The organism is Rhodococcus sp. NPDC019647 (assembly GCF_044389235.1).
Classification (GTDB): domain Bacteria; phylum Actinomycetota; class Actinomycetes; order Mycobacteriales; family Mycobacteriaceae; genus Rhodococcus_F; species Rhodococcus_F oxybenzonivorans.
Genome location: NZ_JBIRXS010000004.1, coordinates 40,496 through 62,087, shown reverse-complemented (window position 1 = coordinate 62,087; position 21,592 = coordinate 40,496). Strand labels below are relative to the sequence as shown.

At 64.2% G+C, this 21,592-nt stretch carries 18 protein-coding genes; 15 read left to right on the top strand and 3 right to left on the bottom strand.

Going from position 1 to position 21,592, the window contains the following annotated elements:
- The first annotated feature begins 39 nt into the window (after positions 1–39).
- Together ACH49N_RS10330 and ACH49N_RS10325 are read left to right on the top strand one after the other, a co-directional pair.
- Positions 40–1,095 carry a porin PorA family protein gene (locus ACH49N_RS10330; RefSeq protein ID WP_397504501.1) on the top strand — a complete coding sequence of 352 codons (1,056 nt, stop codon included), beginning with the start codon at positions 40–42 and terminating at the stop codon, positions 1,093–1,095.
- A gap of 115 nt (positions 1,096–1,210) precedes the next feature.
- A complete protein-coding gene (locus ACH49N_RS10325) occupies positions 1,211–4,102 on the top strand; it encodes an AAA family ATPase (protein ID WP_358272631.1) in 2,892 nt (963 codons plus the stop codon).
- Positions 4,103–4,181: 79 nt separating this feature from the next.
- Here ACH49N_RS10325 and ACH49N_RS10320 read toward each other — a convergent pair whose 3' ends face one another.
- The 3 genes from ACH49N_RS10320 to ACH49N_RS10310 all read right to left on the bottom strand — a co-directional run bounded on the left by ACH49N_RS10320 (position 4,182) and on the right by ACH49N_RS10310 (position 7,215).
- Positions 4,182–5,210, bottom strand: a complete 1,029-nt coding sequence (locus ACH49N_RS10320; RefSeq protein ID WP_358272633.1) for a 3,4-dihydroxy-2-butanone-4-phosphate synthase — start codon at positions 5,208–5,210, stop codon at positions 4,182–4,184.
- Between the two features lie 235 nt (positions 5,211–5,445).
- Positions 5,446–5,940, bottom strand: coding sequence for a flavin reductase family protein (locus ACH49N_RS10315; protein ID WP_358272635.1), 495 nt, complete (start codon positions 5,938–5,940; stop codon positions 5,446–5,448).
- A 27-nt stretch (positions 5,941–5,967) separates the two neighbouring features.
- The gene (locus tag ACH49N_RS10310; protein ID WP_397504500.1) at positions 5,968–7,215 is read right to left on the bottom strand and encodes an acyl-CoA dehydrogenase family protein; all 1,248 of its coding nucleotides are present in this window, start codon (positions 7,213–7,215) and stop codon (positions 5,968–5,970) included.
- 534 nt (positions 7,216–7,749) lie between these two features.
- Between ACH49N_RS10310 and ACH49N_RS10305 the strand changes: the two genes are divergently transcribed.
- The 13 genes from ACH49N_RS10305 (at position 7,750) to ACH49N_RS10245 (ending at position 21,556) form a co-directional block, all read left to right on the top strand.
- Positions 7,750–9,069, top strand: coding sequence for a helix-turn-helix domain-containing protein (locus tag ACH49N_RS10305; protein ID WP_358277866.1), 1,320 nt, complete (start codon positions 7,750–7,752; stop codon positions 9,067–9,069).
- A 138-nt stretch (positions 9,070–9,207) separates the two neighbouring features.
- Entirely contained in the window at positions 9,208–9,948 is a 741-nt protein-coding gene (locus ACH49N_RS10300) for an SDR family NAD(P)-dependent oxidoreductase (protein WP_358277868.1), read from the top strand.
- Between the two features lie 273 nt (positions 9,949–10,221).
- On the top strand, positions 10,222–10,692 hold the full coding sequence (locus ACH49N_RS10295; RefSeq protein ID WP_358277870.1) for a nuclear transport factor 2 family protein: 471 nt from the start codon (positions 10,222–10,224) through the stop codon (positions 10,690–10,692).
- 65 nt (positions 10,693–10,757) lie between these two features.
- Positions 10,758–11,603 carry a fumarylacetoacetate hydrolase family protein gene (locus tag ACH49N_RS10290; protein ID WP_358277872.1) on the top strand — a complete coding sequence of 282 codons (846 nt, stop codon included), beginning with the start codon at positions 10,758–10,760 and terminating at the stop codon, positions 11,601–11,603.
- A gap of 4 nt (positions 11,604–11,607) precedes the next feature.
- Positions 11,608–12,618: a C-terminal binding protein gene (locus ACH49N_RS10285; protein ID WP_358277874.1), complete on the top strand. Its 1,011-nt coding sequence runs from the start codon at positions 11,608–11,610 to the stop codon at positions 12,616–12,618.
- Positions 12,615–13,640: a phosphotransferase gene (locus tag ACH49N_RS10280; protein ID WP_358277876.1), complete on the top strand. Its 1,026-nt coding sequence runs from the start codon at positions 12,615–12,617 to the stop codon at positions 13,638–13,640. The genes ACH49N_RS10285 and ACH49N_RS10280 overlap by 4 nt, the downstream gene beginning before the upstream one ends.
- Positions 13,637–14,938, top strand: a complete 1,302-nt coding sequence (gene eno / locus ACH49N_RS10275) for a phosphopyruvate hydratase (protein WP_358277878.1) — start codon at positions 13,637–13,639, stop codon at positions 14,936–14,938. The genes ACH49N_RS10280 and eno overlap by 4 nt, the downstream gene beginning before the upstream one ends.
- 209 nt (positions 14,939–15,147) lie before the next feature.
- On the top strand, positions 15,148–16,356 hold the full coding sequence (locus ACH49N_RS10270) for an acyl-CoA dehydrogenase family protein (RefSeq protein ID WP_358277880.1): 1,209 nt from the start codon (positions 15,148–15,150) through the stop codon (positions 16,354–16,356).
- A 52-nt stretch (positions 16,357–16,408) separates the two neighbouring features.
- Positions 16,409–16,816, top strand: coding sequence for a nuclear transport factor 2 family protein (locus tag ACH49N_RS10265; protein WP_358277882.1), 408 nt, complete (start codon positions 16,409–16,411; stop codon positions 16,814–16,816).
- An 87-nt stretch (positions 16,817–16,903) separates the two neighbouring features.
- The gene (locus ACH49N_RS10260; RefSeq protein ID WP_358277884.1) at positions 16,904–17,833 is read left to right on the top strand and encodes a tetrahydrofolate dehydrogenase/cyclohydrolase catalytic domain-containing protein; all 930 of its coding nucleotides are present in this window, start codon (positions 16,904–16,906) and stop codon (positions 17,831–17,833) included.
- Between the two features lie 25 nt (positions 17,834–17,858).
- On the top strand, positions 17,859–18,716 hold the full coding sequence (purU, locus tag ACH49N_RS10255; RefSeq protein ID WP_358277925.1) for a formyltetrahydrofolate deformylase: 858 nt from the start codon (positions 17,859–17,861) through the stop codon (positions 18,714–18,716).
- Positions 18,717–18,764: 48 nt separating this feature from the next.
- Positions 18,765–20,096, top strand: a complete 1,332-nt coding sequence (locus tag ACH49N_RS10250; RefSeq protein ID WP_358277886.1) for a glycine cleavage T C-terminal barrel domain-containing protein — start codon at positions 18,765–18,767, stop codon at positions 20,094–20,096.
- 59 nt (positions 20,097–20,155) lie between these two features.
- Positions 20,156–21,556: an acyl-CoA synthetase gene (locus ACH49N_RS10245; RefSeq protein WP_358277927.1), complete on the top strand. Its 1,401-nt coding sequence runs from the start codon at positions 20,156–20,158 to the stop codon at positions 21,554–21,556.
- Positions 21,557–21,592: the final 36 nt, after the last annotated feature.

The window sequence follows — 21,592 nt, the reverse complement described above, 5'->3', positions numbered from 1 at the left end:
CATCCTCGCCCACAGCAGCACAGGAACCGAGACCCTTTTGTGAACGTACGACGCTCATCTGTCATCTGGGGGGTGATCGGCCTCGTGCTGATCGCACTGGCCGCACTCACCCGCTTCGTCGTCACCCCGCACCTGGCGCAGTTGCCATCCGACACCGACGTCACCATCACCTACACCGGCACCGCCACACTGCTCAACCCGGACGCCCTGCAGGCCGGCGACACCGCGAACGCCGTCGCCAACAACGTCCCGGTCACGATCGACCGACGAATCCACGTCCTCGACACCGAGGGCAGCACCGCCGTCGTCGCCGACGAGGCGACCATCCACGCCGGCCCGGCCGTTCTGCCCAGCACCCACACCTACGCCGTGGACCGCACCAGCCTCGAGGCCGTCACCGCCCCCGACAACGCACCCGCAGTGGAGCAGGCCTCCGGGCTGACCGTCGCCTTCCCCGTCCATCCGGCACCGGAGGACCGCTACACCTATTGGGACCCGCAGACACGAACCAGCGCACCGATCACCTACAGCGGCCAGGACACCCGGCAAGGCCGAGACGTGCGCGTCTACACGACCACCGTGTCCGGAAATCTGAGGGACGACGCAACCCTGGCCACCCTGCCACCCGCGCTGCCGAAAAACCTACTTGCCGGTCTCGCACCAACGCTGCCCGCCGAGGTGATGGCCGCAATCGGTCCCTTCGTCCCGACCTTGCCCGACCCGGTGCCGCTGGCATACACCGCCGACACCACCCTGACCTTCTACGTCGACGACACCAGCGGAATCGTCCTCGACGCCCGGTTGCAGCCGCAGGTCACCGCGGGAGTCTCGGCAAATGACAGCGTCACCGACGTCACCCCCGTACTCGCCGTGGACGCCGCCGTCACACCCGAGAGCCGGCAAGCAGCCGCCGGCACGACCGCGAGTATCAGTACCGCACTGACCGTGCTCGGGACCGTGGCCCCGATCGTGCTGCTCCTGCTCGGGGTGATTGCACTCGCAGTGGCATTCGTGCGCCGTCACCCGTCGGCGCAGGGGGCCACTCCCGCTAGTGAGACGCACACCGGAGAAGAGTCTGTCGCACTCGATCGATAGACGGACCACTATGTTGTATACACAAGGTGAGACAACCGACCTGCCCGGTGTCTTGGAAGACGTCACGCGGGAGGTTCAACCCGACAGGGAGCCGCACCGTTCGCGGAAGGTGGATATGCCAACCTCTGAGCAGTCGACCGACGGCCCGGCCCCGCTCCTCGAGCGTGGACGGGAGGTCGAGGCGCTCACCCGCGCGGTCCGCAGCGGAGCACGCGGCGACGGCCAGATGTTGTTGATCGAAGGACCCAGCGGAATCGGCAAGTCAAGCCTGCTGTCCGCCGCGCACACCATCGGCGAGGGCTTCGGAGCAGCGGTGTTGACCACTTGTGGGGGCGAGCTCGAGCAGGAATTTCCGCTCGGGCTCGTCCTGCGGCTACTGGAAACTCGCATCGCCCGTGCTTCGCCGGTAGAGCTCGAAGCGATATTCCGGGGACACGCGGCCCTGGTGGAGCCGATGCTCCGACGACCCTTGCATGAAACCGCCACCGCCCTGACCGACGAGTTCCTGCTGTTACACAGCCTCTACTGGTTGATCGCCAACCTGGCCGAGGAGCGGCCCCTCGTGCTGATCACGGATGACCTGCAGTGGGGTGACGAGCTTTCGCTGCGCTTCTTGCTCTATCTCGCCCAGCGACTCGGTGATCTCCCCGTCACCATCGTCGGTGCAGTTCGCACCGGCGACCCCGCCGCCGAGAACGAACTCGTCGCCCGCATCGCCTTGCAAGCGTCCCAGACGCTGCAACCTGCGGAATTGAGCCGCGACGCGGTCAAGGAATTACTGCACACCCTACTTCCGGATGCCGGCGACAATGATGCTCTTGTCGAGGAGAGTTGGGACGCAACGCGCGGGAACCCCTTCCTACTACGTGAACTTGCCACGGCAATGGACTCCCGCTCAGCTGTCGGTGCCGCAAACCCCTACGGCGCCGTCCCGGACACCGCACCCGACTCCGTCACCCGCAGTGTCATGCTCCGCATCGCGCGACTCGGTAACGACGCACTCGCTTTGGCGCGTGCCGTTGCCGTCCTGGGAACCTCGACATCGCTGGCGACCGCAGCGAAGCTCAGTGGTCTCGATTTCGCCGCCGCCACCGTCGCCGCAGAAAGGCTCGCAGCGGCACAGATTTTCTCGGGTACCTCGAATCTGTCGTTCTACCACCCCATGATTCGTGCCGCGGTCTATCGCAAATTTCCCTCCAGTGATCGCACCCGCTCCCACCTGGAGGCTGCGAAACTGCTTCGGGCAGCCGACGCGGACATGGACGAGGTCGCGGTGCACCTGATGCGAGGAGCTCCCACCGACTCCGAGTGGGCACGCACGGCCCTGCACTCGGCGGCGAAAAGTGCTGCACGAAAGGGTGCCCCGAGCGCTGCGGCGGGATACCTTCGTCGGGCCTTGACAATGCAGCACGACGATCCACGCCAGCGCGCGAAGTTGCTCATCGATCTCGGAATCATGGAAGCCGCGGCGGGTGAGACCAATTCGCTCGTCCACCTCGAATCCGCACTCGAACTCATCGACGAGCCGGACGAGCAGGCTCGGGCGATGTACGCACTCGGCCAAACCCTGTTCCGGTACGGGCGCCCAGCGGAGGCATTGACGGTATTCCGTAGGGGAGCCGACACGTTCACCGACACCGACCGTGATCTCGCCCTACGATTCGAGGCCGGGTACATGGCCTCGGCGGCGTACCTGGTCGATCGCCCGCCCGAGGCGCATCAACGGGTCAGCGCACTGGCCGCGGCCTTTCCCACACAATCCGAACTCAGCTCAGCCGAACGGCTCCTGATTCTGCACCTGGCAGTTTTCCGTGCCATGTCCGAGCCGCGATCCGCCGACCACGCGGAACTGATTCTCCACACGCTCGGCGACAGCGTGAAGCTCTGGCGTGAAACCTCCGACGGCATGACCATCAGTCATGCCATCCTCGCCTTGACCTGGTGCGGCCGTGCCCACGACGCTGCCGAGGTCGCGGACAGTGTCCTCACCGATGCCCGGACGCGGGGCGATTCCCTGATCTTCGCGGAAATCTCCCTCGCCCGGTCCATGGCGATGTACTCCCTCGGCCGGGTCAGCGAGGCAATGGTCGACGCCCAGGCCGCCATCATCGGAATGAAACGCGGATGGAACTCGACAGTGCCTGCCCCGCAGGGCATTCTGGCTTACTGTTTGATCGACCGCGGCGAACTCGACCAGGCAGCCGAAGTTCTTCATGACGCCGAGGCGCAGCTGCGTACCCGTGAGACACGCACCCTGAACGTCTGGTTCTACATGGCACGTGGTCGACTGCGGCTCGTCCGAGGTGACCTTGCCGGGGCCACCGACGACTTCCTCCGCGTCGGGAAACTTCTCGAGAACAACCACTTCTACAACCCCGGTTACATGCTTGCCCCCTGGCGCTCACTGGCCGGCCGCGCCTTGCACGCAGCCGGAAAGACCGATGCGGCCATCGAGCTGATGGACCGGGACATCGAGCTCGCGCGCCAGTTCGGTCTCTGCTCCACCCTCGGCTCCGCCCTGCGGGAGCGAGCATTGGTCGCTTCACCCAACCCGGAGATCGCACTTCTCGAAGAGTCGGTCACCGTGCTCGAATCCGAGGAAAGCTCACCCCTCGAACTCGCTCGCACCCTCATCGAATTGGGATCCGCGCAGCGCCGGACCGGGAAGAAGGTGCGGTCCCGCGAAACCCTGCGTGAAGCGCTGGATCTCGCCCATCGCTCCGGCGCAACGGCGGTCGAACAACAGGCCCACCAGGAGCTGCTCGTCAGTGGGGCGCGACCCCGCCGGCAGGTCATCCACGGAATCAATGCACTCACACCCAGCGAACAGCGTATTGCGACACTGCTCGCGGACGGGTTGACCACTCGGAGCATCGCCGAGACGCTCTACCTGACGATGAGTACCGTCGAATGGCACCGGCGAAACATCTACCGGAAACTCGACATCGACTCGCGAGACGCGCTGCGCACAGTGCTCGACAGCGACGACGAATCTGCCGCCGGCTGAGCCGATCACCCGACGCATCGGGACGACGAGCCTTCGCCATCACACAGCTCGGTGCCGAGAGTAGTGAATGCCCGGTAGCTCAGATGGGGTCTGCCCAGGGCGCCATGTCGACGTCGACGCGGACCGACTCGAGGCCGGTTGCCTGCAGCAATCGGCGTAGCGCGCTGCTGCTGGTGCCGATCCGTTCGACCAGGGCGCTGCGGTGGTCATGGAGTTCTGCACTGTCGTGGAAGGTTACCGCGACCAGGATGTGTGGGAACCGCGAGCGCGCACCTACTTCAGCGAATAACTGTTCGGTCGGCACCCCCCACAGTGGCACATCGCTCGCCTCATCCATCTCGCCGATGAACAGACACGTCCAGCGGCCCCACTCATCATCGATCACCGTCATCCGGGCGGGACCAGCAGGCAGCTCGAAATGCGCTTCGAAGGCGGTTGCCGGTGCGACGCCGAGCGCTACGTCACCGACTGCAACCATGGGTAGACCGTGACGCTTCGCGAACCGTGTCAAATTTGGACCGGCGGCCAGATCCGTGGGATTGTCAGTTCCGACGACCGTGGCAAACACCGCTGCGGGACGATGACCGCTCGCGGTGACCAAATGCAGTGCGGCAGAAGCGAATCCGTGGGGAGAGCGATCAGTGTCGACGCGCACGGGGACAAGGTGACCCGGCCGAGTGAAGGCCTCGACGGTGGAGTCGGCGTCGGCCAGCCTTCGCGCCGTGGTGGCGCGGTCGGCGGCCGAGATTCCGGTACCGACCCCGTCTGCGGCGTCCACGCTGACACACTGCTGGGCGGTGGGGTCATCGGCGCCGCACTGTGGGGTCAATCCGAGGGCAGCGCACCGCTCGGCAGCAATGGCGACCTGGAGGAACCCTGAGGTGTGGCGCACCGTGAAGGCAATCGTCTGCGCCGTGGCGCTGTCGGCGGCGGACACGATCTCGCCACGACGCGGCCGGTCGATGTCGTCGCAGAGGACGATTCCGCGGCCCGCGGCCAGAGAGTCGGTGGCCGCGCTGATCCGTGCATGGGAGTTGCGTTCGCTGCCGGTCGGTGTGAGCCTGATCAACTGGGCGAGTGCAATTTCCGCCTCATACATCACCGTCATTGTCAGAACCTTTTCCTGTATGGGCCGAAATGCTCGGGTTCGGAGGGAGCGACCTGGTCCCCGATTCCGAGCGGTTCGCGACCGTAGATTTCCCGGCAAAGAACTGAGGTGTTCCCTGCGTGTGATGAGGCAGTTTCCTCGAGGCGCCGGATTCGCTGCACCGAGCCCATCTCAGCCACGAGCCGGTGCCACGACATCACGCACGAGGTCGACGATTGGAGCACGTCCGCCCGGTCTATGAGTCGTGCGGGGCGTGGGTTCCGAACAGTCGTCCGTGGTAGACGAGGGGGCTGCCGTCGGTGAGTTCGGCGGCGTCGACGGTGCCGAGGGCGATGACGTGGTCACCACCGTCGACCAGGTCGGCGACGGTACACGCGATCCATCCCGGAGCACCCGGGATGCGGGGCAGGTCGTGGTCGAGGTCCCAGCGGGTGCCGTGGAACTTGCCGACCCCACCCTTCTTCGCGAACGACAGGGCGGTTGCGGCCTGGTGGGCGCCGAGGATGTTGAGCCCGAACCGTCCCGACTCGCGAATCAGCTCGAGCGTGTCCGATCCGCGGTCGAGGGAGACCAACACCATCGGCGGGTTCATCGACAGGGACGCGAACGCGCTGACCGTGGTGCCATAGGGCAGGCCACCGTCGATGGCGGTGACGACGGACACCGGTGTCGCGACGCTCGCCATCACCTCCTTGAACGAGGCCTGGACATCGTGTTCGATGGTGGTCATTGTGTGCTTCCTTGTTCGAGGTCGATCTCAGCCAGTGATGTCGCGGCCGAGCAGTTGGCGGGCGATGATCCATTTCTGCACTTCGTTGGCGCCCTCGTAGATTTCGCCGATCTTGCTGTCGCGGTAGATCGCTTCGACCGGGCCGGGGCTGCCGTCGGCGCCGAGTTCCCGGGTGAACCCGAGACCGCCGAACACCTGCACGGCGTCGCGGGCGATCGTGACGGACAGTTCGGTGCCGGCCAGTTTGGCCATCGCCGCTTCCGGTTCGGGGAACGGGTTCCCCTCGTCGAGGCGGATCGCGGCCTTGAGGTAGAGGCTGCGGGCGGATTCGAGGGCGAGCGCGTGATCGGCCATCAGGAACTGCCAGTGCTGCATCGACCCGAGCGGGCGGCCGAATGCCTGCCGGGTGGCAAGCCGGTCGGCCATGTGGTCGAACGCGGCCTGCGCCATTCCGACGCCGGCGGCCGCGATGCCGATCCGACCGTAGGTCAGGGTGGACAGGGCGATCTTCAGCCCACCACCTTCGGTGCCGAGGATCGCGTCCTCGGGCAGTTCGACACCGTCGAGGAGAACGTCGGCGGTGAGCTGCCCCTTGTTCCCGAGCTTGCGGTCCGCCCGACCGATCGTGACCCCCGCGGTGGTGGTGGGCACGATGAACAACGACAACCGCTCCCCGGTGCGGGCCAGGATGACGATGACGTCGGCGACCGGGGAATTGGTGATCCACCGTTTGCGCCCATCCAGACGCCACCCGCCGGCGGTCCTGGTGGCCACGGTCTGCACCGCCTGCGGAGACAAATCACTCGAGGCGCCGGGCTCACTGGTGGCGAACGCACCGATGATCTCGCCGCGCACCAGCGGGGTGAGCCAGCGGCCGCGCTGCGCGGGCGAGCCCTGGTTCAGGGCGTTGCCGGCGAGGATGCAGTGCACATCGAAGATCGCGGCCACGCTGTTGGAGTAGTAGGCCAGTTCCTCGACCACCGCCGCGGTCGCCGACGCGGGCCGGGCCAGTCCGGCGCCGTGCACATCGGCGGGAAACGGGATCTCGAAAATTCTCTGGTTCGCCATCGCCCCGAACACATCGAACGGGAACCCGACATCGACCTCGTCCCCGGCCGCGATCCGGGCCGCGGCGGGGGCGACGTACTTGGTCGCGAATTCCCGGGCCCGGGTTCGGATCTCGGTCGTCTCGGTGCTCGACTGGGTGTCGTGGTACAACCGATCGGCCTGACGAACCGGTGCCTGCGTCGTCGTGGTCTCGTTGGTGAGGGTCATTGAATCATCCGAAGGTCGAGCGTCTGTAGTTGAGTCATGGGTTCGAACCCTTTCAACGAGGTGTGGCAACGCTGCTCCTCGGCGAGTAAGTCGTCCCCATCGGGAGCAGCGAGGTCTTCTGTCTCTGTGCAATGCACCTGAGATAGATCCTGTGTGAAGAGCGACACAAGCGCTTGGCTCGGCAGACAAAAGTTATGCACGGCGATTGCGTTCGCCGCCCACCTATGCAATGCGCCGACCTCTTCACGCGATCGAGTTCAGCGTTTCGAGGTCCGCCGGCTTCGTGGGAAAGAACAGCGCGCCGTTAGGCTCCCAGCCACATCTCCGGGTTTCTTGCGCTGAAAGCGCATATCAATCGTGAGATCTTTGCGCTCAGAGCACTAGTGTCGAGCATCGCTTCGAGGATAATGACAATGCCGAGCCCGGCAAAAAAGTTCGGGTCCCATGAGCTGACAAGCCCGAACGTCGCCGAAGCGGGAAGGAACGATGGCGTTCTGACCGTGAGGCGGGCACGACACAAGGATGTGTATTGCGGTGACCAAGCAACGGGGCACATGGGTCCGAGATCTCCACGTAGATGTGGAGCAGCGGGTCGAGCCTGTTTGTTCCCCCCAGTTACTGGATCCGGCAAGAGAGGAACTCGGCCGCGGCGCAGTTGACTGGGCGATCCGACTCGGGCGTGACGTCGCAGCGCGCGCTGTGTTGAACTTCCCCGAGTTCGGGTCGGGAGCTCCGCAATTAGCGACGCTGCGGCTGGGGACGGAGTCGGCAGCCATCATTGCAATGTTGGGCATAGATCGCGGTGACGGGGAAACACCGGAGATCACAGAGGACGCGATCCGTGCAATCCAGGATTGGGTACATCGCGGAATCCCCCTTCACATCATCTGGGCAGCCATGCGGCAGGGTCACTCCTGGTTGGCCGAGGGGTACATGCGGGCCTGCGTGGAATCGGTTCCCATCGCCGAACAACCCGATCAATTGCAACTGACCTCAGAAGTGCTCTTCAATTTCGTCAATCGGTTCTCGGCCGCAGTAGGCCGCGAATACGGGGCAGAGCACGAGCGCTGGATCATGTCCACCGTCGCAGCGCGGGACGAAGTCGTTCGCTCCATACTCGACGGAAAGATCACCGACACCTCGGACGCGGAGAACATCCTCCACTACACACTGTCTCACCGCCAGCACATCGGGGTGGTGCTGTGGGCGGACACCGTCGACGGTGCGAGCGGATCGGCGTTGCACAGCAGTGCAATGGCACTCTTGCATGCGGCCGGTGCAGAACAAACCCTGCTCGTTCCCCATGGCCGTCACAGCATGCACGGGTGGGGCAACAGCATTCGCCCCTTGATCGGACAGGGGACAGATTTTCCCATGCTGGCGTCCGGGGTACGCGCAGCAGTCGGCACCAGCCACGGCGGCGTTGATGGATTCGCCCGGACACACGAAGAAGCCGCAGCGAGCAAACGGGTGACCGAAATTTTGCCGGGAATCAGCGAACCAATCGTGGATTTTCCTTCAGTACATCTGCTCACGCTGCTTGCGCAGGACAAGGACAAGGCGACCTACTTCGTCCAGGCGGAGCTGAGCGACCTCGCCGGCGACGACGCGCAGCATTCCGAGCTACGCAAAACCGCAATTGCGTATCTACGACATAGGCGGAGCCCTCTCGCGGCCGCCCAGGAGCTCTTCGTCGTGCGAAACACCGTGGCATACCGGTTGAAGAGAGTCGAGGATCTGCTCGGACATTCACTCGATGAGCGGACACTCGAAACATGGGCGGCGCTGGTCCTCAAGGAAAGTTTGGTATGTGGCACCTCCGCGACGAGAGAGGAATTGAGCTCTCGACCCTAGAAGCACCAATACGTTTCGCTACGAGCCACTTGCTGCGGTCGGCAGCTCTGACGTTCACTGGCTCGAGGACGAGCAACCTGATCTTCCGGGGCTCCAGTTCGCGGGCCGACGGGTCGCTCACTCGAGAAAAGAGAACCCATGGTTGGGGACCCGAACGCACGTGCCGAGACCGCTGTCGTCGTCGATGCTGCCACGGGTCTGGGTGAAGCCACTGCCCGGGCGTTGGCCAACGGCGGGTTCCATGTCGTTCTCGGCGCAACAGGCGCCGATAGATGTGTCGACCTCGCCGCCGATATCGGTGGCGAGGCGATGCATCTGGACGTGACCTCCGAGGATTCCGTCCACTCTTTCGCGGAAAGAGTTCACAGTGTTTCCGCACTGATCATCGCCAGCGGCCCGCGGCGTCTGGAATCGCGGGAAGACGCCAGCACCGACGACTGGCGGTGGCGATGGGAGACCAACATCCTCGGCGCCCTACGCCTGACGAAAGCGTTCCTGCCTCACCTCGCCGCAGCGGATGACGGGATCATCGTCGTTGTCAGCACCGCCGAGAACTCGCGCACTGAGTGCGTCGAGCCGGACGGCGGTGCAGTTTATTCCGAAACTCGCGTGTTAGACCGATTGCTGGAAGCGGAAGTGAGCACTTCCGGCGTCCGGCTCGCGAAAATCAGATCGGCACCGATCGAGGAAGCAACGACACGGTCGGGCCAGCTCTCGGCCGCCACACACATGCATGGTGGCCTCTATAGAGACTATTCACCCCGAATGGCCAGCGACGTAGCCGACTTCATCAGCTATGTCGTGAGGGGACCGGCGAAGTCATTCGTCGAGGAAATATCCATACGGCCACGGCTGGATGAGAGTAATCGCCTGAGCTAGGCCGCGGCTCCCGGTCGCGGGCGCGCCACTACCGGCACTGACCGCCCATCGGCGCGATGGCCGTCGTCCTCACCGGGGACCAAATGCGAGATCCGTTCTTATGCTCGGCGCGCAAGAGCGGTGTAACCACCGTCACGCACGATGGATCACGACCCCCACTGCCACCGTCCTTCGGACGAGGGAAACGTGCAGAGACGGGGCTTTAGGCGCAGTCGGTTGGCCGACGGACCACGCGGCACACCGCGCGCCGAACCACTACGGAAAGGGAACACCATGAGCGAACAGCTGGTGCAGGCTGCTGACGCCTACGACTGGGACGAACACGTCAAACCTCCGATCGGCACGGTTGAACGAGCCCTGTGGCTCGCGCACTGGCACATGGAATGGGAGAACCCTGAGCAGCTGGACAAGCTCGCCGAGCTCTACCACCCCGAGGTGGAGTGGGAGACCCCCGGCCGGCGTATCTACCAGAAGGGGAACGTGCCGAAGATCATCGAGAACTACCGAGCGATCTGCGACAGCCTCGAGTTCATCTCTGCGCGGCGCGTGGATCGGTTCGCTACTCCAGATCGAGTCTTCGACGACAGCGAAGCGCTGGTCAAGCTGGTGAGCGGACACGGTTTCCCGAATCATCCGATGCCGGTCGGCAGCCTTGTCGACATGCGAATTGTGCACAGCTTTCACATCAAAGACGGCCTCATCATTCGCGAGAACTCGTACGAACTGTGGCGGAAACCCGTCTAGTTCCCCTGCCCGACCATCGCCGCCGAGGCGGGGTTGACCCACTGATCGCTCGAAGGAGCCCAGCCATGAAGTTTGCCAATCAATCAGGCCGATTCGTCGTACTACATCCGGGTGGGGGTGTAGTCGATGTCGAGACGGCCAGCAAGGGCGCGTTCGGTCCGTCGCCGGCTGACGTGTTTCCCGTGTGGCGTGAGTTCACCCAGTGGTTGGCGTCCGCCTCGCTGTCACCAACCGGCCCGTTGGTGACAGAACAGTTGGACGCTCCGTCACCCCGTCCTCCGCAGGTGTTCGGAGTCGGCCTGAATTACTCATCCCATGTTGACGAGGGCGGCTTCTCCTTGCCGGACAGCCCGTTGACCTTCACCAAGTTTCCCAGCTCGGTGACGGGACCGACCGGTGATATCACCATCACCGGTCCGCAGGTCGATTGGGAGGTCGAACTGGTGGTCGTGATCGGTGAGACGGTGAACGCCGTCAAAGCCGAGGATGCATGGGATGTTGTCGCAGGTGTCACTCTCGGGCAGGATGTCTCGGACCGGGAGGCCCAGAACCGACCCAAGCAGTTCCCGCAGTTCAGTTTGGGCAAATCTCGGCCGGGCTTCAGTCCGATTGGGCCGTTCCTCGTCACCCCGGACGAACTGGCCGACCGCGACAACATTGAACTTGCGTGCTCGGTCAACGGCGAACAAGTCCAGAAGGGCCACACCCAGAGCCTGATCTTCTCGGTAGCCGCGCTGATCGAGTACCTTTCCGGGCTGGTCACCCTGCTCCCCGGCGACCTCATCTTCACGGGCACCCCCCCTGGCGTGGGAGCGACCATGGACCCGCCGCGCTTCTTGGCAGACGGGGACATCCTCGTCAGCACATCGCCAGAACTCGGCCAGATGAGGCACCGCTTTGTCGCACCGTGACGCAGTGCCAGGGAAAGACCGCGTTCTGGTGGTCGACCACGCCTGGCCCGACCTCCACGTCGAGGAGACGGTGCTCGGGGCGGCCGGCATCGAGGTGGTCGCCGCTCCGAGCAGGGATCACGATGAACTCGTCGACACTGTCGCGGACTTCGACGCCATCATGGTCAACTGGCTCTCGTTGCCGGCGACCGTCATCGACGCCGCGGTCCGTTGCCGAACGATCGCGCGGTTCGGAGTAGGAGTCGACAACATCGACGTCGATGCCGCCACCCGCCAGGGCATTCTGGTCAGCAGGGTGCCCGTGTTCTGCACCGACGAAGTCGCCGAGCACGCACTCGCCCTCATACTGGCCCTCGGCAGGCGAGTTGTTCCGTTTGTCGAGCAAACACGATCGGGCGGCTGGTCGAACACGGCGGCCGGGCCGATGTTCCGTATCCGCGGCAGTGTCCTCGGTATCGTGGGCTGGGGATCGACGGCCCAGGCGCTTGCCTCCCGCGCTCAGGGAATCGGCATGCAGGTAGTGGTCTACAGCCGCACCGTGTCCGATTCCGCCCTGCCCGACGGCATAACCGCAGCGCCGTCGCTGATCGACATGGCCGCGACCGCGGACTTCGTCAGCATCCATATCCCGTTGACCGAGCACACTCGAGGACTTATCGATGCCTCGGTCATCGCGGCCATGCGACCTACCGCCTATCTCATCAACACGGCGCGCGGACCGATCGTCGACACCGATGCGTTGGCGGACGCGGTGCGCAACGGCCGAATCGCCGGCGCCGGGATCGATGTTCTCGACGCCGACCCTCCTGCACCAGGCAATCCGCTACTCAGCTTGCCTGACGTGATCGTGACGCCCCATGCGGCTTTCAATTCTGTCGAAGCTCTCAACGATCTACGTCAGCAGGCCGCCGCCAACGTGCTGTCCGCTCTATCGGGGACACCGCCGGTGAACACGGTCAACCCGGACATCCTGGCCAGAGCCGACCTCCGTCTCACCGTAGGACAACCACAATGAGCCAGTCAGAGGCCCATCTCGCTCCACATGCGGCATTGACCGCGGAGTCCATCCTCAACTATCTCGTCGACCGGGGAGTGGTTGATGAGGCACGCGGCACGGTCGAGGTACTCAGCGGCGGCGTCTCGGCCGACGCTTTCGCCGTGCACGCCCCGAATGGATCCTGGGTGATCAAACAGGCGCTCACACGACTGAAGGTTGCGGCGGAGTGGCACGCCGATCCCGCTCGGATCCTCAACGAAGCCGCGGCACTACAGGTGGTCGGTGAACGAGTACCCGACAGTGTTCCGTCGGTTGCCTCGGTCGATCAGGACCGGCTGATCCTCGTCATGGAGCACGCCCCATCAGCCCTCCACGACTGGAAGTCCGAACTCATGGCGGGGGGCGGTCAAGGCAGTGCCGAGACCGCAGCGCGTCTCGGGCAGATCCTTGCGGCCCTGCATGCCAGCACCTTCGGCGACCCGATTCTCGCCTCCCGATTCGGTGACACCGAGTCCTTCGTAGACCTGCGAATCGACCCATTTCACCGGACCGTGGCACGGCGGCTACCCGACCTCGCCGGTCCCCTTGGCGCGCTCGCCACAGAACTGACCGAACACCCGCAATGCCTGGTTCATGGCGACTACTCGCCCAAGAATGTGCTTGCCTCGGGACCGTCGGCGTGGGTGATCGATTGGGAAGTAGCACATTTCGGCAATCCAGTATTCGACCTGGCCTTCATGCTCGCCCATTTGATGTGCAAGACGGCGCACGCGCCCAGCCACCGCGCGGTGTACCGAGAATGCGCGCAGGACTTCCTCACCGCGTATGACCGCGACGTACCCGGCGCACTGAAAGCGGACCCGCTCGGCCTCGTCCGACATACGGCCGCGGTCGTCCTGGCCCGTACCGACGGCAAGTCCCCCGCCGCTTACCTCGAACCACCACAACGAGAAGCCGCGCAACGAGCCGCAATCGAGCTGCTCACCGCAAAAAGTATTGATAGTGATGTCGTCCAACAACTCTGGAGTGTTCTGACGTGAGCTCAACCATTTCCTCCGTTCTCGCCTGGGAGGCGCTCGATTCCCGCGGCAACCCCACCGTGGCGTGTGAAGTACGGCTGCGAGGCGGTGCCACGGGCACGGCGATCGCGCCGTCTGGTGCGTCCACCGGTGCTCACGAAGCCCATGAGCTGCGCGACGGCGGCTCCCGCTACCGAGGCAAGGGTGTTCTCCGCGCAGTCGCCAACGTCAACGGCCCGATCGCGAAGGCCGTGATCGGCTTGGACAGCTGCGACCAGCGCGGCGTCGATGAAACGTTGCGGGCAACCGATGGCTCCGGGAACCTCTCGAAGCTCGGGGCCAATGCCGCACTGGCCGTCTCACTGGCGACCCTGAAGGCCGCTGCCGCCGCCGCGCAACAACCGCTCTGGCGCTACGCGGCGGACGACGACCGTCCCGCCGAGCTCCCGATGCCCATGATCAACATTCTGTCCGGCGGCGCACACGCCGGTCGAGCGGTGGACATTCAGGACGTTCTCGTCATGCCCGTCGGGGCTACCAGTTTCGCTCAAGCGCTCGAATGGGTCGACCGAGTCCGCTCGGCCACCGCCGCCCACCTCCATGACCTGGGCTACTCCACAGCTCTGATTGCCGACGAAGGTGGCTACGGTCCGCAACTGCCCACCAATCGCGCCGCACTCGACGTCGTCACGCGTGGCATTGAACGGGCCGGCTTTGCCCCCCGAACCGACGTGGGAATCGCCCTCGATATCGCCGCCACCCAGTTTTTCGACGCGTCCTCGCAGCGATATGTACTCACCGCCGAGGAACGACAGTTGACGGCGGCTCAATGGGCGGAAGAGTTGGCGCAATGGGCCGAAGACTTCCCCGTCATCTCGATCGAGGATGCGATGGCCGAGGATGATTGGGAAGGATGGGTCGAGGTCACCGACCAACTTGGCGCCCGGACACAAATCATCGGCGACGACCTGTTCACCACGAGCGTCGATCGACTTCAGCACGGCAACAAGCTCGGCGCCGCCAACGCAGTTCTGGTCAAACCGAACCAGATCGGCACCGTGTCCGACGCCCGCGCCCTCATTCAGGCCGCCAACGACTCCTCCTACGCAACAGTGCTGTCCGCCCGATCGGGCGAAACCGAGGAATCATGGCTCGCGGATCTGTCGGTGGGGTGGCGAACCGGCCAGATCAAGGTCGGCTCACTCGCCAGGTCGGAACGCACGGCGAAATGGAACCGCCTGCTCCAGTTGGAAGCCGAACTGGCAGGAGAAGCAACCTTCGCCGGCCGCTCCGGCATCGCACCCCGCCAGCGCAGCTGACCCGCCGCCGCAGCGCAGTTCGACAGCCGAGGTTGTTGCTCAGCGCACAAGAGACGAGTGGCGGCCGTCACACATCATAGAAATCACCAGCTTTTGAAGTATCACCGATCGCTCCGGCACCCGGCACCACTGGCCGAGCCGACGAGAACCGCACCGCGCCCTACGTCGAACCGACACCGCGCGGCAGAACTCATCCAGGAGGATTACCGATGACCACCCTGCAGACAAGTGACCGGGCGACCGAGACGCCGACCAAGAACGAACTTGTCCAACGCGCACGTGATCTGGGCCCGCTGCTTGCTGACAACGCCGCCAAGGGCGAGTCCGATGGCCGCGTCGCCCAGGAATCGATCGACGCGCTCACCGAGGCCGGACTCTTCAAGCTCGCAGTCCCCAAGCGTTATGGCGGCTACGAGACCAACATGCGGACCCTTATGGAGGTCACGGCCGCTATCGGCGAGGCAGACGGCGGGACGGCCTGGGTCGCCACGATCCTCAACGGCACCGCCTGGTTGACCGGGTTGTTCAGCCAACGTGCGCAAGACGACGTCTTCGGCAGCGACCCGGATGCACGCGTGTGCGGCGTCATCACCCCGAGTTCGCAGGCCACCAAGGTCGACGGTGGGTACCGGGTAAGCGGGCGATGGTTCTTCGCATCCGGTTCCTCGCACGCGACGTGGGCCGTGGTCGCCATCCCGGTGACCAACGCGGAAGGTGAGACGATCGACGGTGGAATGGCACTCGTTCCCGCGACCGACTACCGCATCGAAAAGACTTGGTATGTCGCCGGAATGAAGTCGACCGGAAGCAACTGCATCGTCGTCGAGGACGTCTTCGTCCCCGATCATCGCGTCATGTCGGTCTCGCAGGCGATTCAAGGAACCTATGCCACCGAACACACCGACGAGACGATGTACCGCTCCTCGTTCGTTCCATTCCTGACACTGAACATGGTCGGACCGCAACTCGGGATGGGCCGTGCGGCCCTGCGGATGGTGACGGAGAAGGCTTCCAAGAAGTCGATTGCGTACACCCACTTCGACACTCAGGCCGATTCGGTCGCATTTCAGCTGGCCATCGCGAAGGCCGCGACCAAACTTGACACCGCGATGCTGCATGCATACCGCGCCGCCGACGACGTCGACAACGCTGCTGCCGACGGCGCCTACCTCGACTACACGACACGGGCACGCGTACGCGCGGACACCGGCAAGGCCGTCGAGACCGTCGTGGAAGCCATCAATGACCTGCTCTTCGCCAGCGGCGCCGGCAGCTTCGCGGAGAACAATGCGCTGCAGAGGATCTGGCGCGACTCGAGCACCGGGGCACGCCACGCGCACGTCATCCCGGACATCGGCTACGAGGTCTACGGCAAGGCGTTGCTCGGTGTCGACAACACCGTCACCGATCTCGTCTAGACCCGACCACTACCGGAGAAACCAACAGATGCACGCGCGAACGGGGACGAAGATGACGACTACCACCGCCGAGACCGTGGACTTGTTCTTCGAAACGATGGGAAACCAGGGTGTGCGCACCGCTATCGAGCGGTACGCGGATGAGAAATTGACCTGGTGGTCGGCCGGCGCCGGAAACGTCGAAGACAGAATCGGCGAGTTCATGGACGAGTTCGGCGCACAGGTATCCGGTGCCGTCGAGTTGACCGTTGGCGCGAAGACTTGCGAAGGCGACCGCGCCGCCGTCGAAGTGACACTCCATGCCGAACTGACCGAAGGACGCGTCTACCACAACAACTTTCATTTCCTGTTCGAGTTTCGGAACGGCGTCATCGTCAAGATCTCGGAATACCACGACACACACCACGCCTACGAAACCATCGGCCCCACCCTCCGCAAAGTCGGTTTTGTCGATGCATGAGACACACCAGGATCGGCACCGCTACGTGCGAGTCGCCGACCGCCAACCAGCAACGTTCGATCAGTCAGTCCCAGAGAGGTGTTCACGATGACCGCCGAAGTGATCGACGGCCGCAAGATCGCCGCCAAACTGAAGGAAGAAGTCGCCCTCGAAGTCCAGCAGCTCAGGGCAGACGGCGGCGACTGCGGTATAGCCACGGTCGTGGTGGGCGACAACTACGGAGCCACGGTCTACCAACGACGGATCGGCAAGATCGCCGACGAACTCGGCGTGCCCTGTCGACAACTGCGCTTGGGATCCGACACCAGCCAAGACGACTTGCTGGACACGATCCGATCGCTCAATAACGACCCCGCCATCAGCGGCATCCTGGTTCTGCGACCACTTCCCGAACACATCTGCGAGGTCGACGTCTTCCGGGAGCTCGCCCCGGCGAAGGACATCGAGTCGGTGCATCCGGAAAATGCGGGACTGCTCGCCCTGGGCACGCCCCGATTCGTTCCGTCGACCGCAGCGTCGGTGTTCTATGTGCTCGACTCGTGGCTGGACGCCGTCGGTGAGGATCGCGCCGATTTCTACCATCGGAATCTCATCGTCGTCGTCGGGCGCTCCAACACAGTCGGTAAGCCGGCCGTCTCGCTCGCCTATGACCGGCAGGCGGCGGTGCAGTCGATCGATGTCTGGGCAAGCCAGAACGGTCGTCTGGGATGGCATACCCGCCGAGCCGACGTGCTCATCGTGGCCGCCGGTGTCCCCGGTCTCATCCGGGCCGAGCACGTGCGCGAAGGCGCCATCGTCCTCGACGTGGGAATCAACCCGGCCCGCGACCCCGAGACCGGTGCGGTCCGCATGGTCGGTGACGTCGACTTCACCCAGGTGGCCACGCGTGCCCGCGCTCTGACCCCCGTTCCAGGCGGTATCGGACCCGTCACCGACGTCTGGCTGCTGCGCAACGCGGTCCTGTCCGGGCGCAACGCGCTCCGGACCGCCGGCAACGGCGTACTGGAAATGGTGTGACGCCATGAACTCGACATCCCCGCAGATAAATCCCGGTTACGTGCTCACGTTGTCGTGCCCCGATTCGCCGGGCATCGTCTACGCGGTCTCCAAGTTTCTCGTCGAACACGATTGCAACATCGTCGAGAGCAAACAGTTCGGCAATCCCGGCAGCGGCGTGTTCTTCATGCGCGTCCACTTCGAAGGGGCACACCCGCACAGCCTTTCCATCGAGGCTTTGCGGGTGGCGTTCGAACCGATCGCAACGACGTTCGCGATGTCCTGGCGGCTGGCCGAGAGCAGCGAGAAGCAACGAGTTCTGATCATGGTCAGCAAGTTCGGGCACTGCCTCAACGATCTGATGTACCGCGCCAGCATCGGCACTCTCAACATCGAAATCGTGGCAGTGGTGTCGAACCACCCCGACCTCGGATTCCTGGCCGACCACTACGAAATCCCGTTCCATCACGTCGCGGTGACGTCGGAGACGAAACCCGAGGCCGAGGCAACACTTCTGCGACTGGTCGAAGAACTCCGCGTCGACCTCGTCGTCCTCGCACGGTATATGCAGATCCTCTCCCCCGACCTGTGTAAGGAACTCGAGGGCCGGGCGATCAACATCCACCACTCGATACTGCCGAGCTTCAAGGGCGCCCGCCCCTACTACCAAGCTCACGACCGAGGGGTGAAGCTGGTCGGCGCGACCGCCCACTACGTCACCAGCGATCTGGACGAAGGTCCCATCATCGAGCAAGAGATCGCCCGGGTCGACCACTCGATGACCGCGGAAGAGGTCACGGCGCTGGGCCGCGACACCGAATGCGTCGCCCTCGCCAGGGCCGTCCAACGACACACCCAGAACCGGGTCCTTCTCGACGGAATCCGCACCGTCGTCTTCACGTAACCGCTCGAGCCACCATCAGCAACACATCTCACGAAGGGTTCCACTCCGATGACAGATTCAGCGCCGTTCCGCGCCTTCACCTCTGCAGCTCCCATGCCGTACCCACCGAACATCGGACTGCCCGAGTACACGGGATGGAAGGATGAGCAGTGGGCGTGGAAGAACACCGTCTACATCGGGGACTGGTCGTTCGTCCCACAGATTCGCATCACCGGTCCCGATGCGCTCCGCCTACTGTCGGACCTGTCCATCAACAGCTTCGCGAACTTCCCTATCGGCAAAGCAAAGCACTGCGTCCAATGCGACGAGAACGGCAATGTCATCACCGAGGGCATCCTCATCCGCCACGGCGAAGAAGATTTCGAACTCGAGTGCGGTGTCCCGCAGTGGACGCTGTTCCATCTCGAGACCGGTAACTACGACGCCAAGGCATCGTTCCCCTCCACCCACAAGTTGCAGGTGTCAGGACCGAAAGCACTGCCACTGATGGAGAAGCTGACCGGTACCAACCTCCGCGACGTCAAGTTCATGAACAGCAAGTACGCCACCATCGCCGGCCGTGAGGTGATGCTGCTTCGCCAAGGCATGGCAGGAGAGATCGGTTTCGAACTCCACGGTCCGATGGAAGGCCACGACGAGGTCTACGCCGCGGTAGTGGAGGCCGGCCAGGAGTTCGGGATCCGTCGACTCGGATGGCGGTGGATCCAGCTCAACCACCTCGAGTCCTGGTATCCGACCGCCTCGGTGCACTACCTCAGCGCGCTTGCCGGCGGAACCAACCGCGAGTATGTCGAGTTCATGGACAAGCACCTTCCCGCCGAGTGGGTCGGCACCGTCATGGAAGGTCCGTTGCGCTACGACTTCGGCGCGACGTTCACCGGAAGCTGGGACGGGCCGGACATCGAGGGGCTCCACCGGAACCCGGTGGAGCTCGGCTGGGCCAAGAGCATCAACTTCGATCACGACTTCATCGGACGCAGCGCACTCGAGGCGTTGGTAGCCCAGCCCCGCAGGGTGGGCGTCACTCTCGAATTCAACAGCGACGACCTCATCGCGATCTACTCGTCGATGTTCAGCGACGGTCCCGTCTACCACCTGTTCGAGATCCCGCATCCTCCGTTCGCGAGCAACTGGGCGGACAAGATCCTCGTCGACGGCCGCGAGGTCGGTCAGTCGACCCATCCCGGTTACAGCTACACATACCGAAAGGCGCTGTCGATCAGCTTCATCGACGTCGAGTACTCCGAGCCCGGCACCGAGGTGAAGGTGCTGTGGGGAAATCCCGGTGAACCACAAACCGAGATCCGCGCAACCGTCGCGCGCAAACCGTACAAGCAGGACGAGCGCCGCAAGGATCTGTCGCTCTCCGGAGCGAGCTGAGCGAGTGACGCCGCAAGGACCGTTCGTACACCTACATCGAAGGAAATAGCGGATCGATGATGCTCCTGCCCCAGCTGACACTCGCCGCCGATACCGCGGCACCGGCTGTGACGATCGGGGACATCACGCTACGGCGTGACGAACTGTTCGAAGCCGCCGGCGCCGTCGCAGCACGGATACACGGCGCACCGGCCGCTGCGGTCCACGCCACGGCCAGTGTTGACACCGTGGTCGCCGTGGTCGGGTGTCTGCAGGCCGGTGTCCCGTTCGTGCCGGTACCGCCCGATGCCGGGGTGGCCGAACGTGCCCACATAATCGGCGACTCCAAGGCCGCCATACTACTCGGCCCCTCGGGGGAGTCGGATCCAGAAATCGAGCGAATCCCCGTCGATCGGACAGAACGGCGAACGCCCATCTGGTCCGAGGGGCAGCCCACCGACACCGCGATGATCATGTACACCTCGGGAACTACGGGCAAGCCCAAAGGTGTGGTGATGTCGCTCGGCGCGATGGCGGCCGGTTTGGACGGGCTGGCCACCGCGTGGGACTGGACCGAGAACGACGTTGTGATCCACGGCCTGCCCCTGTTTCACGCTCACGGGTTGGTGCTCGGTCTGCTCGGGGCACTTCGGCGAGGCGGCAGCCTCGTTCACACCGGACGTCCATCACCGGCGAACTACGCTGCCGCAGCCGATAATAACCCCAACGCGGTGGTCTTCGCGGTGCCCACTATCTGGTCCCGTCTGGTCGCGGATCCGGTCACCGCCCGGCACTTGGCCAGCGCTCGGCTCCTCGTGTCGGGCAGTGCGCCGCTACCGGTGTCGGTCGCCGCCGCAGTGGCCGAACTGACCGGCCAGATGCCCGTCGAACGCTACGGAATGACGGAGACCCTGATAGCGCTGGCCATGCGTTCCGCTGGTGAGCGCCGGCCGGGGTGGGTCGGCACCCCGGTGCCCGGTGTGCGTACCAGGATCATGGAGAACGGCGCTGCCGTACCAGCAGACGGTGAAACGGTGGGTGAACTGCAACTGCAGGGACCCAATCTGTTCGATCGCTACCTTGGGCTCCCGGACGCCACGGCGCAGTGCTTCACCGAGGACGGATGGTTCCGCACGGGTGACGTCGCCGTCGTCGACGACTCCGGCTACCACCGGATCGTCGGCCGGGAATCCGTCGATCTCATCAAGACCGGAGGGTTCAAAGTCGGTGCTGGAGAGGTCGAAGCGGCGCTACTGGATCACCCCGATGTCATCGAGGCGGCCGTAATCGGGGTCGAGGACGCCGACTTGGGTCAGCGCATCGTCGCGTACGTCGTAGGCGACGTTGCGCAATCGGAGATCCTGATCGAGTTCGTGTCACACAACCTCTCGAGACATAAACGGCCCCGGGAGATCAGGGTGGTAAATAGTCTGCCCCGCAACGCGATGGGCAAGGTGCAGAAGTCAGCGCTCACTCAGTGAATGTGATGCGCAGGCGACGCGGTCGGCTCCTCCGGT

What these genes read in the sequence shown, in the direction of transcription:
- ACH49N_RS10270 (WP_358277880.1), top strand. Translation starts at nt 15,148, where the DNA reads ATGACCACCCTGCAGACAAGTGACCGGGCGACCGAGACGCCGACCAAG.
- ACH49N_RS10265 (WP_358277882.1), top strand. Translation starts at nt 16,409, where the DNA reads ATGACGACTACCACCGCCGAGACCGTGGACTTGTTCTTCGAAACGATG.
- ACH49N_RS10280 (WP_358277876.1), top strand. Translation starts at nt 12,615, where the DNA reads ATGAGCCAGTCAGAGGCCCATCTCGCTCCACATGCGGCATTGACCGCG.
- ACH49N_RS10260 (WP_358277884.1), top strand. Translation starts at nt 16,904, where the DNA reads ATGACCGCCGAAGTGATCGACGGCCGCAAGATCGCCGCCAAACTGAAG.
- ACH49N_RS10325 (WP_358272631.1), top strand. Translation starts at nt 1,211, where the DNA reads ATGCCAACCTCTGAGCAGTCGACCGACGGCCCGGCCCCGCTCCTCGAG.
- ACH49N_RS10290 (WP_358277872.1), top strand. Translation starts at nt 10,758, where the DNA reads ATGAAGTTTGCCAATCAATCAGGCCGATTCGTCGTACTACATCCGGGT.
- ACH49N_RS10315 (WP_358272635.1), bottom strand. Translation starts at nt 5,940, where the DNA reads ATGACCACCATCGAACACGATGTCCAGGCCTCGTTCAAGGAGGTGATG.
- ACH49N_RS10245 (WP_358277927.1), top strand. Translation starts at nt 20,156, where the DNA reads ATGCTCCTGCCCCAGCTGACACTCGCCGCCGATACCGCGGCACCGGCT.
- ACH49N_RS10320 (WP_358272633.1), bottom strand. Translation starts at nt 5,210, where the DNA reads ATGACGGTGATGTATGAGGCGGAAATTGCACTCGCCCAGTTGATCAGG.
- ACH49N_RS10300 (WP_358277868.1), top strand. Translation starts at nt 9,208, where the DNA reads ATGGTTGGGGACCCGAACGCACGTGCCGAGACCGCTGTCGTCGTCGAT.
- ACH49N_RS10310 (WP_397504500.1), bottom strand. Translation starts at nt 7,215, where the DNA reads ATGACCCTCACCAACGAGACCACGACGACGCAGGCACCGGTTCGTCAG.
- ACH49N_RS10295 (WP_358277870.1), top strand. Translation starts at nt 10,222, where the DNA reads ATGAGCGAACAGCTGGTGCAGGCTGCTGACGCCTACGACTGGGACGAA.
- ACH49N_RS10250 (WP_358277886.1), top strand. Translation starts at nt 18,765, where the DNA reads ATGACAGATTCAGCGCCGTTCCGCGCCTTCACCTCTGCAGCTCCCATG.